We start from the raw sequence: 13328 nt of genomic DNA, 5'->3' as shown, positions 1-13328 counted from the left end.
CACGGTATGGCGGTTGCGAACTATCCGATACTCGGACCGTTGTTGACAAGGATGAGGGCCGCACTCTGCGATCTTGCGGCGTAGCGCGACCCGCGCGAGGTGAGCCGGCGAGCGCGCGGGAAAGGCGCCCCGGGGGCGCCGCTCTGGGGGTCGGTTGGTTGAGAGGGACAACCATGGGCGCGCCGCGCCCCGGGGCATGATCGATTGTACGGGATTCTTCCGTATCCCGAATAGTCGATGTTTAGCCTATTCAAGAAGCCCGACGCTCGCTCCGGGAGCGGCCTCCGGCGGCTGCCCGCGGTTCGATGCCGGCAAATCCGCCTCGAAATGCAGCCCCGGCATCACGCCGGCGCCGAGATCGTGGCCGGCGTCGGGATCGTGCCCGGCGGCGTCGCGATCGTATCCATCGGGGTCGAGATCGTGCCCGGCGGCGCCCGGATCGCGTCCGGCGGCGCCGAGATCGTGCCCGGCGCCGAACGCCCGAAACGCATGTCCGGCACCCGGCGCCGGTACCGGTACAATAGAGGGCCGATGCCCCCCGAACCGGGGAGTTCATGAGACGAGTCGATGCCGATCAAGGATACCGCTGCCGGCTACGGATGGCTTTCAATCGCGCTGCACTGGTTCACGGCGATCGTCGTGATCGTGCTGCTTTTCATCGGTGACACGATCTCCACGCTGCAAGGCCAGGAGCGGGCCGACACGCTCCTGCTCCACACGTCGATCGCGATCACGAGCTACGTGTTTTTGTGGGCGCGCATCATCTTGCGCTTCGGATACGGGCATCCGGGGCCGCTGCCGAAGCAGCGCGGCGTGTTTTTCCTGATAGGGAAATACGTCCACTACACGCTGCTCGCAGCGCTCGCGGCCATGCTGATCTCCGGCCCGCTGATGGTGTGGTTCGGCGGCGACGGGATCGGCGTGTGGCACTGGTTCGTGATTCCGAGCCCGTTCGAGCAGAATTTCGCGGTCCGGGACGCGCTGCACCGCGTGCACGCCGGAGCCGCCGTGACCGTGCTGATCCTCACCCTCTTGCACCTCGTCGGCGTTTACAAGCACTCCGCGTTCAACCAGGACGGCACCTTCGGCAAGATGCTCGTGCCCGGAAAAGCCCACGAGCAGGCGGAGCCGGCGCGCCCGCCGGGCTGATGTTGACGACGACCCTCCTCTGGCTCCTCGCGGTCGTCCTGATCGTCGGGGGCCTTGCCGGGCTCGTGCTTCCCGCGCTGCCCGGCCCCGTGCTCCTGTTCGCGGGCTTCGTCGTCGGTGCATGGGCCGAGGACTTCCAGTACATCGGCGCCGGAACGTTGGTCCTCCTCGGCGTTCTCGCCGTCCTCGCCTTCGTGCTCGATTTCATCGCCGGATCGCTCGGCGCCACGCGCTACGGCGCCTCGCGCCGGGCGGCATTGGGCGCGGCGATCGGGGCGATCGTCGGAATCTTCTTCGGTCTGATCGGCGTGCTGATCGGCCCGTTCATCGGCGCGGTGCTCGGCGAGCTTTCCGCGGACAAGGATCTGACGGAGGCGGGGCGAGCGGGCTTCGGCGCTACGCTCGGCATGCTGCTCGGCGCCGCCGCGAAGCTCGCGCTCGGCTTCGCGATGGTCGGCGTATTCGTCGTGATGCGCTTCGTCTAGACGGCTCGGCGCCGGGCGACGTCAGGGCGCGATCAGCGGCCGCCGGCCGTAGCGAGCCCGCAACCAGTTCAGCGCGGGCAGCACGCGCGGCCGCCGGACGAGCCAGCGCTCGAAGGCGTACTTTCCCGGGTAGTCCATGATCGTCAGGCCCGCCAGCAGCGTGAGCAGTCCCTGCCCGGGAAGAAAGAGCAACGCGACGCCGACCAGCAAAAGCAGCGCGCCGAGGCCGTTCTTCGCGGCCGCGAGCGCGACTTTCGCGGCGGGGTGCCTGCCGCCCGCCGCGAGCCGCCGTCGGCGGCGCGGCAGAAAGTAGTCCGGCGGAATCCTGACGATCATTGCCGGCACGAGCAGGGCGCCGATCAGGAGACTCACGACGGAGATCGCAACGAGCCACGGCGCATACGCCGCGACGAGGTCGAGAAGCTTTACCAACAAGCGAGTCTTGGGCCACAAGCACGAGGCCGCGGCACGATTGCAGGTTGCGGCGGCGCGGTCAAGTCGCGCCCTCGAGCCGCGCGGGCTTTCTCCCCGGGCCCGCCGCCGGATCCTGCTTGAAGAACGCGGCGAGCTGCGCGTAAAGGTCCGGATAGCGCCGCGCGAGAGCGCGCGGGACGTCGAAGAAGAGCTCCGTGCAAACCGCGAAGAACTCACCCGGGTCTTCGGCCGCATAGGGGTCGATCCACGTGTCGCAGCCGCGCTCGACGCGCTCGACGAGATCGTCGTAGGCGGACTGAAACGCCGCGGTCCATTCGGCGACCCGCATTTCGCGGTGCAGCGGCGGCAGCCCGTCGACCGCCCCGTCCAGCAAGTCCAGCTTGTGCGCGAACTCGTGCGCGACCACGTCGTAGCCGTCACCCTGCCCGCTCGCTTCGACGTCTTCCCAGCCGAGCACGACCGGCCCGAAGTCCCAAGACTCCCCGCTCAGCACGTCGTCGCCGACGTGCACGACTCCGCTCTCGTCCACGTGCTCACGATCCCGGACGACGAACTCTCCGGGATAGACGATCACCGATTTGAAGCCGGCGTAGCAATCGAGGCCGAGCTCGAGCACCGGCCGGCACGCGAGCGCCGCGATTCGCACCCGCATCGCGTCGTCGAGCACGAGCCCTCCGGCCGGCTCGATCCGCTTCTCGTGAAGGAACAGAAGCGCGAGCGCCCGAAGCCTTTCCTGCGTCTCGGGATCGAGGCGCGCCAACGCGGGCACCGCGTCGATCGTGGCACGCCACAGCGCGTCCGGGATCGACGCGCGCTCGAGAATCCGCCGGCGCCGCCGCCTGGTGAGGAATCCGAACACGGCGCCATGATACAGAGAGAAAGGGCCGCGGCGAGAGACCGCCGCGGCTCGGGATTGCGGGCCGGCATCGAACGGGCGCCGCTGGACGCGCCCGCTCGTGGTCGGCCGAATTCAGCCGCGCGCTACCGGTGCCTTCGCCGCGACGCGGCGTGCGTCGTGCCGCCGGTCGTCGTCGTGTCCGTGGTGACGGTGCGGTCGGCTTCGTACTCCGTCGGCAGCGACGCGCTCCATGCGCCGAAGATCAGGACGAGCACGCCGACGATGATGTCGTTCCACCTCTCCTGGTCCTCGGCGTAGCCCAGGATGAAAGGCGCGGCGATGAGCCATACGCCGATCGCGGCGTTCACCCAGCCCGCCGGCTTCGTGCCCTCGGTCGGCCGCGAAAGTCGGGTCACGCCGAGAATCAGCACGACGATGCCGACCAGCAGATCGTTCCAGTAGGCCTCCTGCGACACCGCGACGGTAAAAGCCGCGATGATCAGCCATACGCCCAGCAAGGCAGTGATCCCGCTCGCGGTGCGGATTCGGTTCCCGGTGTGGGGCGTTACAGCATCGGCACGAGCCATGATCCACCTCCGAGTCTTTCCGTCAGGTCCTCCCGCCCCGAGTGCAACTTGCATGCCACGGGTTTGGAACACGACGCAGGATTTGCGAACCGCAAGCCCACGCTCGCGCCGCGTCGTGCGCCGCGTCGTGCGCCGGCCGGGCTTGGCGCCTCTCCAACCGATCGTTCTTGAGAGTTTCCTTAATATGGAAGTACATCTCCGCAAGCTTGCGCCGGGTCTACCGACATGAATGGCCCGCGTCTCGGCGGGAGCGCGCAGTGTCGCCGGGCGCCCCGGGGCCGCCGTCGTGGCCTCTTCCGCTCCGGCCGCGCTTGTGCTTAAGTGCGCGTTCCCCGAAGCTGGATCAGAACAGAAAACAGTGAGTTGCCGCTCTCGCTCGATGCCGCCCCGCGCCCGTGTCGCTTTCCTCTCGATCCTCCCCCTCGTGCCGTGCTGGGCGGCCGAGCAAGAGCCCGCCCTTCCACGGGACGAGTCGCTGCCGGTAGTGCGGATCGAGCGAGCCAGCGAGGCTCCCGTGATCGACGGCGTGCTGGACGATGCGGCCTGGGACGATGCGGCCGTGATCAGCGACTTCGTCCAGGCCCGCCCGATCGACCAGGGGACGCCGACCGAGCGCTCCGAGATCTATTTGATGTACGACGAGAACGCGCTCTACATCGGCGGCCGGTTCTGGGACAGCGAGCCGGAGCAAATCAGCGCCAACATTCTCAAGCAAAAGACCGGGCTCGCGAACGACGATCGCCTCGCGGTCATCATCGATCCATTCAATCAGCGCCGTGGAGGGTACCGGTTCGAGCTGAACCCTAACGGCGTCCGCGTCGATGCGATCTATCAGAGCAATTCGAGCTTTCAAACGAACTGGGAGGCGATCTGGGAAGGAACGGCCACCATCGACGACGAGGGGTGGTCTACGGAGATGGCGATCCCGTTCAAGACGCTCTCGTTCGATCCGGACAACGATACCTGGGCGATGAACTTCGGGCGCGCGATCCGCCGTAAGAACGAGGAGGCGGCCTGGGTATCCCGCAACCGGACCATCAATCCGAGCATCGTCGGTCTCGTGACGGGCTTCAGCGGCATGAATCAGGGGATCGGCCTCGATGTCGCTCCCTCCGTGTCCACGGTTCGCACCCGGAGCTTCTCGCCGTCCGGCAGCGACACCGAGATCGAGCCTTCGCTCGATCTTTTCTACAAGCTCACGCCGTCGCTGAACGCGACGCTCACGCTGAACACCGATTTCGCGGCCACGGAGGTGGACGACCGGCAGGTGAATCTCACCCGGTTCAGCCTGTTCTTCCCGGAGCGCCGCGCGTTCTTTCTGCAGGACAACGACCTGTTCGAGTTCGGCAACATCGGCAGCCGGGAGAGCACGGCGGCCGACCGCGCGACGCTCGAGAACGGCCGCCCGTTCTTCTCCCGCCGGCTCGGCTTGAGCCCATCGGGAGAGCCCGTGGATCTCGAGTACGGCGGCAAGATCAGCGGACGGGTGGGCCGTTGGACGATCGGCACGCTGGCGGTCCGCCAGGACGAGCACGAGGACGTTCCGGCGAGCAACGCCTTCGTCGGCAGAGCCACGGCGAACGTGCTCGCGGAGTCGTCGGTCGGCGTCATCGTCACCGACGGGGACCCGAGCTCCGGCGCGGACAACTCGCTCTACGGCTTCGATTTCCGCTATCTGAACACGCGACTGCCGGGCGGGCGCACGATCTCGGGAGAGGCCTGGTACCAACGCTCCGACACGGAAGGCGTCGACGGCGACGACGGGGCCTACGGCCTCGGATTCAGCATGCCGAACAGTGAAGGCTGGCGGGGAGGCGCAAGCATCCGCCAGCTCGAAGCGAACTTCGATCCCGCGCTCGGGTTCGTGAGCCGGCGCGGGGTGCGCGCCCGCAACGTGGAGCTCGGGTACACGCGGTTCACGGACGGCGGCTTCGTCCAGCAGGTGTTCGCCGGCGTCGACGCGCAACGGATCGATCGGCTTTCCGGCGACCTGCAATCGCAACGCATCTCGTGGACGCCGCTCCAGCTCCAAAGCCGCGCCCGCGACGTGTTCCAGCTCCGCTACCTCGCCGACAAGGAGAACGTGCTGGAACCCTTCGAGCTCTACCGCGATCCGACGCGGACCGTGGGCGTCGCGCCCGGACTCTACTCCTTCAAGCGCTACGGCTTCGATTTGGAGACCGGAGCACAGCGCAAGCTGTCGGGCAACTTCACGTACCGCACCGGCGACTTTTACGACGGTGAGCGCCTCCAAGTCGAAGCGGGCCTCGGCTGGCGCCCGTCGAAGCACTACTTCCTGAACGTGGGTTACGAGTGGAACGACATCGACCTCCGCGCGGGCGACTTCATCTCGCGGCTCGTAGAGCTCACGAACGGGGTCGTCTTCTCGTCGAAGCTGTCATGGGTGACCTTGGTGCAGTACGACGACATCTCGGAGACCCTTGGAATCAACAGTCGCCTGCATTGGATCCCGCGCGAGGGCCGCGAAGGGTTCATCGTTCTGAATCACAATCTTCAGGACTTCGACAAGGACAACAGCTTCGAGTCGATGGCCTCGGAGCTGACGTTGAAATTCGACTACACGTTTCGCTTCTGAAAGAGCCGGGACTTTTTTTTCCATCACGGAGCCCGGAAGACATCCCCTTCGGCAGCGGCCTCGCCTTGCTTCCGCGCGCTCTGCCCTCTTCGCAGCCTCGTCGCGCTGAGCAGGCTCGCGACGATCGTGTTGCCTTCATGGCACGCGTATTCGAAGATTTCGTACCCTTCGTCGCGCTTCCAGGGGAAGGCCGCCTTCCACGGCCCGGTCAGCGTCTCCGGATCCATCACCTCGATTTCGTACTCGAGCTCGTCCTCGGCCGTTCTCGTCAGCCGCTCGACGATGCGCATCGACGCGCTCGTCGGGATCGCGCCGCCGTCCGGGCCGACGAGCATCGGTGTCCGCCCGTTGAATCTCGCTGTCTCGATGACGAGCGTGTCGCCTTCCCAGTGTCCGCGCGACTCGCCCATCCACTGACGAATTTCCGGGGCGAGCTGCGGCCGCCCGTCCACGGGCACGATGCGGGTCTCGTGGATCATCTCGAGGCGGATCACGACGTAGCCCGGCGATTGAACGATCTCGATGCCGCTGTTGTACGTGAAAGGGAACATCGAGGCCGGCAGGCCGCGCGTGATGCACCGGTCCAGCGTGCCGAAATCGTCGATGTCGTCGAACGGAACGTCGGACGACGAGCTCGTCATCGCCGCGGCCTTGCGCTTGCCCGCCTCGGTGAGCGGCGGCACGCGGCCGTTCGCCGGCTCGATGATCAGAGACGTCAGCCGATTCGGCTCGCCCATCTCCGTCCAATGGCCGGCGCCGATACGGTGCGACGCGACCTCCTCGGCGTAGCGGCCGTTCAGCGCGGCAAAGCGAGCGGTGCGCTCCGCGAACTCCTCGTCCGTGAGGTAGCGGCGGCGCCCGAGCTCCGGAGGGCCGGCGTCCCATTGAGGTCATCGAGAGGCCACGTTCCCTGAAGATCGGGATCGCCCCACGGGGTGACCGGCGTCCGCCACGGCTCGGCCGGCGCTGGAAGCGGCCCCTCGGGCCACAGCGCCTGCGCGGCGATGACCCCAGCCAGGCCCGCCGCGCCAAGCAATCCGACGACGCGCGCGCGGATGCCGAATCGCATGGATCTCTCCCCTTTGCGAAGCGGACAGGCGCCGCTGTCGGGTGAAAACAGTATCGTTTCCCTGGCGTATAACGAATCAGACACATAGAGTGCCCTCTTAGGACTTGGCATGGTCCTATCCAAAGGCACTGCGCATCCTCCCGCTGATCCGACCCGCAGTGTACGCGCAGGCTGGCGGCATCTTCGAGATGATGGGAAATTGGCAGTATCGCTGGCGATCGAAGGCAGCTTGCGGCGCAGGCGCCGTGAGCTGGCGCCGGTGAGACTCAGGCCGCGGCTACACGGCGGCGGTGTCTGTTAGCCTCAGCTCTCCGGGTTCTGACCGCCGAACGAAGCGACGCGCCTTGGCTTCGGCTGTTCCGCTTCTGCTGCCACTGCCTCTTTCGCCCCGCCGGCGTCGTCCCCGGCCCGCTTGCTCTTCGCACGAGCCCGTGCCCGCTCAGCCTCCAGGTGCGCGCGCAGCTTTCGATCAAGCTCCTTGAGCGCGGCCGCCTTGTTGATCCACCACTCGGTCGACCACACGCGGAACAGTGTCCACCCGAGGCCCTCGAGAACAGCCTGCCGAATCTTGTCGCGCTCCCGGGCGTACGCCGAGCTGTGGTACATCGCGCCGTCGCACTCGATGCCGGCGAGGTACACACCCGGGCGCTCCGGGTGCACGATGCCGAGATCCACGCGGAAGGCGGAGACGCCGATCTGCGGGTGAACCGTCCAGCCCTTTTCTCGAAGGGCGGCCGCCACTGCGGCCTCGAATGGGGATTCGAAATCACCCAGCGAGCCCTGAATGCTGGCCGCAAGCACCGATGGGCCCCGTTCGGCGTATTCGAGGAAGTGCTTCAGGTCCGCGACCGCGCGGGCGCTGGTGCGCGAGAGGTCGATCTTGTCGGGATGCATCGTGGAGAACACGATCATTTCAAACCGCGCCCTGGTCATTGCCACGTTGAGCCGGCGCTCGCCACCCTCGCGATTCAGCGGCCCGAAATTCATGGTGACGTGCCCGGAACGATCCGGCCCGTAGGTCACGCTGAACAGGATCACGTCCCGCTCGTCGCCCTGCACGGTCTCCAGGTTCTTCACGAAGACGGGCTCCGTGTGATCCTCGGCGAACGCCCATTCGATCTCCGGATGCTTGGAGCGCTCCTGGTCCAGCAGATCCTGAATCAGGGACTGCTGTTCCGCGTTGAACGAGACTACGCCGATCGTCCGGTTTCGCACTACCGGATCGGTTGAGGTCAGGCGGCGCACCACCTCGGCTACGATCGCGCGCGCCTCACCCTCGTTGGTGCGCGACTTGCCGCGATCGTAGAAGCCTTCCGGCCGCACGAGCTTGACGCCCCGGTCCGGGCGCTCCGGCGGCGGGAACGTCACTAGCTTGTTGTCGTAGTAGCAGTTGTTCGAGAACGCGATTAGGCTCTCACGCCGCGACCGGTAGTGCAGGTTGAGTGTGATCTCCGGCACGTTCGCGCTGCGGAGCTCGTCCAGAATGCTCTCGAGGTCGCCCTCATAGTCGATGTCGCCATCGACGTCGTCCTCGGACCGGCCGAAGAAGTTGGACGGCGGCATCTGCTTGGGATCGCCGGCCACGATGACCTGCTTGCCGCGTGCGATCGAACCGACAGCATCCCAGACGGTGATCTGCGAGGCTTCGTCGAAGATCACCACATCGAACAGCGCCTGTTCGGCCGAGAGGTACTGGGACACCGAGAGCGGTGACATCATCAGGCACGGGGTCAGCGTCGTAATGGCCTCCGGTGCCTCCTGCATCAGCTGCCGCACGGGCTTGTGCCGCGCCCGCTTCGTGATCTCGTGCTTGATGACGCCCCATTGCGACTTCTTGGGCACGTTGTTCTGCGACGGTAGTTTGGCGCTCAGCTTGGCCGCGATGTAGCGGGCCGTGGTGGCCTGGAATGCGTCGTCGGCCGCACGGAAGTTCTGGATCGTGTCCATGTGCTCGGCGCTCGAGAACGTGCGGAGCACTTCGTCCTCGTCGAGAACGCGCTCGGACCACCATGCCGCGTATGCAGCTTCGAAGGTCTCCGGGATCTCCTCCACCGGCACGTTGCCGGCCTCGATTGCATCCACCAAGGGCCCGAGGTCGACATCGAGAGCCTCGTTACGGCGCCGCTGCCATGCGCACCAGTGATTCAGGCGGTCCCGGTGCTGCACGATCGATTCCGCGGCCTCGTGAATCTGCTCCAGCGTGTACCCCGCTTTGGCCATGAGCTCGCGAACCGGGCGGCCAGCCTTCTCCTCGAACGCAGCCAGGGCCGCGGCCAGCTCGGACAGTGCCCGGCGGAGCTCGGCCGCGAGCCGTCCCGTCGGCGCATCTGGGGCCAGCAGATCGTTGCCATCCTGGAGGAGGGTGCGCACCTTGGCGCGCACCTGCATCAGGGCCTCCGGCGACTCCGCCAGGCGGCCTACGGCTCCGCGGATCCGGGCACCGAGCTCGCGAAGGCTGTTCAGGGCTTCGGGGTCACTGCCGTGCGCTTCCCAGTTGCGAAGCGACTGGAGCTGCTTGTCAAGTTTGTCGATCGCCTCGCCTTCCTTCCGCAGCCGGATCAGCACCTCTGCGTCGGCACGGGCGTCGGGCTTGCCCTTCGCACCTCCCGCGCGCAGCTCTTTGCGGATGGCCCGCTGCTTCAGCACGCGCTTGAGCCACCAGAATCCCTCAGCGTCGTCCCAACGAGCGAGCAGATCCTCTCCGTCCAGCTTTCGCCAGACCATCGGTTCGTACGGGCAACTCAGCTCGGCCTGCGCGGCTGCGTAGGCCTTGAGGTGCAAGACCGCCGCTTCCAGCGCCTCGATTCGATCCTGCCCGTCCGCTTCCAGCGCGTAGGCGGCCTGCGTCCGGTATGCCTTCTGCAGCGCACCGGCAAGGTCGCCGAGCGCGAGGAGGTGCCGGAGACGCAGCTCCGGAAGCTCGATGCCAATCGAGGAGCAGAGCGCGCGGCTGGCCTCTTCGACCGGGCGTGTCGCGCCGGCGAGGCGGGTCGCGCAGCCGATCACCTCGTGCTCCCAGCTGGGGCTCCATTCGCCGTAAGCGATCAGCCGCAGGGGGCTCGAGCTCACGTCCTCGATAGCCCGCGCCTGCACCTGCAGCAACCCGACCACCTCGCGCATGCGCTTGAGGTCGGCTTCGGAGTGCTGATCCTTCGAGGGCCAGGAGAAGCGCACACGCTGCGCGAGCACCTCGTCGCGGACCTTGAGGCCCATGGCCTCGTGCGCGGTCAACCCGTTGGGGTGGACGCGATGCAGGTGGTCGACTACTAGGTTGAGGCGATCCCGCAGCTGCTCGAGCCGCTTGGCCTCTTCATTCCACGCCCTCTCGGTGCGAGCGAGCCCCGCGTCCCACGCCTCCTTGAGCTGGTTCAGCACGTCGGCCTTGCGCGCCTTGTTAGAGTGCAGCTCGAGGCAGAACCGGCCGAGCCCGATCTCATTCAGGCGCCGATATACGACCTCGAGTGCCGCCGTCTTTTCGGACACGAAAAGCACGGTCTTGCCCTTGCCCAGCAGGTGGGCAATCATGTTCGCGATCGTCTGGCTCTTCCCGGTGCCGGGCGGGCCGATGATGATGAAATCCTTACCGCGGTCCGCCGTGGCGATCGCCGCCATCTGCGAGGAGTCGGCTGGCAGAGGTACAAGGAGGTCGCTCGGCTTGAAGGTCCGATCGATCTCGTTTCGGTCGACAAAGCCCTCGTCCGTGCCGTACGGGTCTCGGGGCGTATCGATGAGATGCGCTACGACCGGATTCTGGCGCAGGTCTTCCGTGCGGTCGACCAGGTCCTTCCACATGAGGTACTTGGCGAACGAGAAGTGGCCGAGCACTACGTCTTCCACGACCTCGAACCCGGGCGACTCCACGATGGCTCGCCGCACCTTAGTCCAGATGCCGCGGACGTCTACGCCACTCGCGTCGGTCGGGAGTGGCCCATCCAGGCCCGGAACCTCGATGCCGAAGTCCTTGCGGAGCATCTCCAAGAGCGTGGTGTTGAAGCGCGGCTCATCGTCGTGAGCGAGCATCTTCACCCCGCTGCGCACGGACTGGCGCTGGAGTGACACCGGGAGGAGGATCAACGGGGCACGGAAGCGACGGTCGTCCTTCGGGTCGCGCTTCCAGAACAGGAATCCGATCGCGAGATAGAGAGTGTTCGCGCCACCCTCCTGCAGCGAGGTCTGGGCCTTGCGGTAGGTCTCAACCAGCCGCTTTTCGAGCTCGGCTTTCGGAAGGTCCACCAGCACCTGGTTGCGGGCAAGCGCGTCCCGAGCGTAGGCCTCGTCGATTCGCTCCCCCGTGCGCTGCTGGTGCAGCTCCTTGTCCTGCGACTTGTCGTCGGGCCGCGGCGCCTGCGTGATGGAAATCTTGGCCCCATCCGCCAGCTTGTCCTCGAGCAGCCCGGGGTCGGGGCAGAAGATCGGGATGCTGGTCTTGGTCAGCCGGTAGTTCAGCAGAGGGTTCCGGGCTGACAGGTCGAGCAGCTTGCGCTGCCAGCGCTCGAGGCGGCCCTCGGGCGTTTTCGGCAACTCTTCCTCAACTTCCTGATCAAAGTCCGGCAGGCCCGGCGGTTCCTCCAGCGCAACCTCGCCCACGACCTGTCCGTCGCCGGCGCCGGGCACCCCTTCGCTTTCCACCCGGAAAGCCAGCGGCGAGATTCGGTGGGCGCGGGCCCGCGCAATGTCAACGGCCGTGACGAACTTCGCCTCGTTCTCGGGCGTGAGCTGGTCCACGGCGCGCTGCACGGCCCGGGAGAAGGGCGGCGCCGGGTGCGAGGTCACGAGCGTGGACTCGATCAGGATCAGCTCATTTAACGGGAAGCGCTTCCGCAGCACCTCCGCCTCGTCGTTCGTGACACTCGCGAGCGTCTCGGGCTGGAGCCAGACGCCGGCCAGGGCGTGATCCTTGAGCAGCACCACGATGGGGTTGAGGCCCGCCTGCTCGAACGCGGCCGCAAGCAGCAGCGTGCTGTCCAGGCAGGTGGCAACGCGGTTCTGCAGAATTTGGCTGGGCAGGCGAATCTTCTGGCCGTTGGTCTCGAAACTCGCCGGCGGGGTAGCGTAGGTGATACCCAAGTTGGCGACCGCGGCATAGATAGCCTCGGCGATCTCCCACACACGCTTCCGGCTGCCGGAGTGGTAGCCGTCGATGGAATCCGGTCGGCGGGAGCGACGCAGGAGGTTCGCGGCGTCATGGAGGACTCGGTCCACCGCCGGGTCATTGGGCAGGCAGAAAGCCGCGAGGAGCTCGGGCATATACCCGGCGCCGCCCCACTCGTTGCGGGCGAGCGCAGTCATCGGCTGGGAGTGCTCGCCAAGCAGCTCACCGGCGCGCTCGACGCGGACTTTCAGCGAGCCGTGCACGGCTTCGGTGAGCTCGAGCAGGAATTGCCCGTTCAGATCGATGTCTCTGAGCCGGATCTCGACGGTGCCTTTCGGATCGACGCGATCCACCTGCCAGCTCTTCGGCTTCAGGAAGGCCGGATCGGACTCGATGGTGACGGTGAGGTTTTCGAGGGGCTGCGTGTCGTTGAGGTTCTCGATGCGCAGCTCCCGGAGGACCGCGTACGAGTTTTGGTGGCAGGCAAAGTTCAGCCGTTCGGCGGCCGCACAGTGGATGGCGGCCTTGTGGTTGGGTAGAGTGTTTTTCCGCTGTTCGTTCTCTTGCATTTTCAGAACCTGGCCCTCACAGACCCGCGACTGGCCAAGCGGGCCTCGATGCTCCCGGAGGAGCTTAGCCCGCGTGGGTAGTCGTCACCGCGCTCGACCGCACAAAAGGCGGACCCGGGTGCTGATAGTTGCGACGCAGTTCCCTTTCAGGCCTCTCGTGGGCCTCGCTGATTGTTGGCTCCCCGCTGGACCCCGACGGGCTCAGCAGTCTGCGTTGATCAAAACAACCGCGGCAAACCCGTCCTTGCAGGGCGCGGAGGGATAGCGGCAAAGCGAGGAGGCTCGACGCCGACAAGCTTTGTATAGAGCCCGTTCCATATGCAATGGCGGCAGGGCATGCCGTGTCAGCCTGTAGAGCTGAGCTATCCGACGAGCAGCCCGAGCCGCTCCTCGAAGCTCAAGGGGCCGAGGTCATTCGCGCGCAGCTGCTCGGCGAGCGCGCGGTGCATGCCCGTGAGCTTGAGCTCGAGCAGCTGGTCGAGGATCGGATGGGTCAGCATAGGGCTTT

9 protein-coding genes and 1 pseudogene are annotated in these 13328 nt (G+C 66.4%); 3 read left to right on the top strand and 7 right to left on the bottom strand.

Features of this window, described 5'->3' with window-relative positions:
- Nucleotides 1-341 precede the first annotated feature (341 nt).
- On the bottom strand, nt 342-491 hold the full coding sequence (locus VF329_03570) for a hypothetical protein (GenBank protein HEX7080072.1): 150 nt from the start codon (nt 489-491) through the stop codon (nt 342-344).
- 76 nt (nt 492-567) lie between these two features.
- Here VF329_03570 and VF329_03565 point away from each other — a divergent pair, with 76 nt between their 5' ends.
- Together VF329_03565 and VF329_03560 are read left to right on the top strand one after the other, a co-directional pair.
- Nucleotides 568-1149: a cytochrome b/b6 domain-containing protein gene (locus VF329_03565; GenBank protein ID HEX7080071.1), complete on the top strand. Its 582-nt coding sequence runs from the start codon at nt 568-570 to the stop codon at nt 1147-1149.
- On the top strand, nt 1149-1634 hold the full coding sequence (locus VF329_03560) for a DUF456 family protein (protein ID HEX7080070.1): 486 nt from the start codon (nt 1149-1151) through the stop codon (nt 1632-1634). The genes VF329_03565 and VF329_03560 overlap by 1 nt, the downstream gene beginning before the upstream one ends.
- 21 nt (nt 1635-1655) lie before the next feature.
- Here the strand turns inward: VF329_03560 and VF329_03555 are convergent, their stop codons facing one another.
- The 3 genes from VF329_03555 to VF329_03545 all read right to left on the bottom strand — a co-directional run bounded on the left by VF329_03555 (nt 1656) and on the right by VF329_03545 (nt 3425).
- Nucleotides 1656-2066 carry a PGPGW domain-containing protein gene (locus tag VF329_03555; protein HEX7080069.1) on the bottom strand — a complete coding sequence of 137 codons (411 nt, stop codon included), beginning with the start codon at nt 2064-2066 and terminating at the stop codon, nt 1656-1658.
- Between the two features lie 61 nt (nt 2067-2127).
- On the bottom strand, nt 2128-2928 hold the full coding sequence (locus tag VF329_03550) for a M90 family metallopeptidase (GenBank protein HEX7080068.1): 801 nt from the start codon (nt 2926-2928) through the stop codon (nt 2128-2130).
- A gap of 122 nt (nt 2929-3050) precedes the next feature.
- Nucleotides 3051-3425, bottom strand: coding sequence for an SPW repeat protein (locus VF329_03545; protein ID HEX7080067.1), 375 nt, complete (start codon nt 3423-3425; stop codon nt 3051-3053).
- 583 nt (nt 3426-4008) lie between these two features.
- Between VF329_03545 and VF329_03540 the strand changes: the two genes are divergently transcribed.
- Entirely contained in the window at nt 4009-6090 is a 2082-nt protein-coding gene (locus VF329_03540) for a DUF5916 domain-containing protein (GenBank protein HEX7080066.1), read from the top strand.
- Nucleotides 6091-6113: 23 nt separating this feature from the next.
- Here VF329_03540 and VF329_03535 read toward each other — a convergent pair whose 3' ends face one another.
- From VF329_03535 to VF329_03525, 3 genes and pseudogenes are all read right to left on the bottom strand, one after another.
- Entirely contained in the window at nt 6114-6827 is a 714-nt protein-coding gene (locus tag VF329_03535; protein HEX7080065.1) for a hypothetical protein, read from the bottom strand.
- Between the two features lie 635 nt (nt 6828-7462).
- Nucleotides 7463-12820 (bottom strand): DUF4011 domain-containing protein, encoded by a 5358-nt coding sequence (locus VF329_03530; GenBank protein HEX7080064.1) that lies wholly within the window; start codon nt 12818-12820, stop codon nt 7463-7465.
- 368 nt (nt 12821-13188) lie between these two features.
- Nucleotides 13189-13320, bottom strand: a pseudogene (locus tag VF329_03525) (AAA family ATPase).
- Between the last annotated feature and the right edge of the window lie 8 nt (nt 13321-13328).

This window comes from Gammaproteobacteria bacterium, from assembly GCA_036381015.1.
In the GTDB taxonomy this organism is placed as follows: Bacteria; Pseudomonadota; Gammaproteobacteria; order Steroidobacterales; family Rariloculaceae; genus ZC4RG20.
Note: the sequence above shows the minus strand (reverse complement) of the source record. Positions and strands in the feature narration are given on the sequence as shown.